We start from the raw sequence: 901 nt of genomic DNA, 5'->3' as shown, positions 1-901 counted from the left end.
GGACTGGTCGCTCTGGACCGTTGCGAGGGCGAGGTCATGCCCGGATGCATCCGGGTCGGCGGCAAGTGCCCGCAACACGTCCCACTGCACGATCGTGCAGCCCGTCACCTCGACCTCCCTCGAGGTCGTGGCGCTGGTCGGCGAGGTCGCCCCGTACGTCAAGCCCGAGCCGATCGTCGCGCAGCCGCAGGGCGGCGGACGCTCGCAGGGCGCCAACGCGCAGCGCAAGCGTGCCGCCCGCGGACAGGGATCCTCGGATGCCGCCCCCCGCACGTCCGCTCCCGGTGAGGGGCGTCGTCGCCGCGGTCGCGGTGCCGGTCAGGCCGCCCCCGCGGCCGACGCCGCGCAGCCCGCCCGCCAGGGCCAGCGCTCGGGTTCGGGTCGCGGCCAGGGCGGCGGCAACGCGCGCGGCGGAGCGAACACCGCCCGCCCGCAGGGCGCCGGGCGCTCGGCATCCGGTGCTCCCACGACCGGCATGGTCGTCGGTCGCGGCGCGCGGACGAACCGTCGCGCCCAGGGCTGATCTCCCGATCACGACGCCCCCGCGGATCCGTCCGCGGGGGCGTCGTCGCGTTCCCGGCCGTCGTGCGGAGTTCGGTGACGGACACGCCGGTTCCGGATGCCGCGGAGCGGTGTGCCGTGCGGATTCTCCGCGCGACGGCACGGCCGAGCGGGGCGCGGTCGCGAATGTCGGAGGCCTCCGTCACACTGAGGGACGACCCTCCGAGGAGCCGCCATGACCGATGCCCCCGCCGACGCCCACGACGTCATCCGCGTGCGCGGTGCGCGCGAGAACAACCTCAAGAATCGTCGACCGTCGACGTTCCCAAGCGGCGGCTGACCGTCTTCACGGGGGTGAGCGGCTCGGGCAAGTCGTCGCTGGTCTTCGGCACGATCGCGG

At 75.1% G+C, this 901-nt stretch carries 1 protein-coding gene and 1 pseudogene; both read left to right on the top strand.

Annotated elements, in window-relative coordinates; all coding sequences use genetic code 11:
* Positions 1-94: 94 nt before the first annotated feature.
* Positions 95-523: a hypothetical protein gene (locus I5G_RS02025; protein WP_022877562.1), complete on the top strand. Its 429-nt coding sequence runs from the start codon at positions 95-97 to the stop codon at positions 521-523.
* Between the two features lie 213 nt (positions 524-736).
* Positions 737-901: pseudogene (locus tag I5G_RS25035) on the top strand (DNA excisionase); the annotation flags it as partial.

It is taken from the genome of Microbacterium sp. B19, assembly GCF_000333395.1.
GTDB lineage: Bacteria > Actinomycetota > Actinomycetes > Actinomycetales > Microbacteriaceae > Microbacterium.
This window is presented reverse-complemented; position numbering and strand designations above follow the sequence as displayed.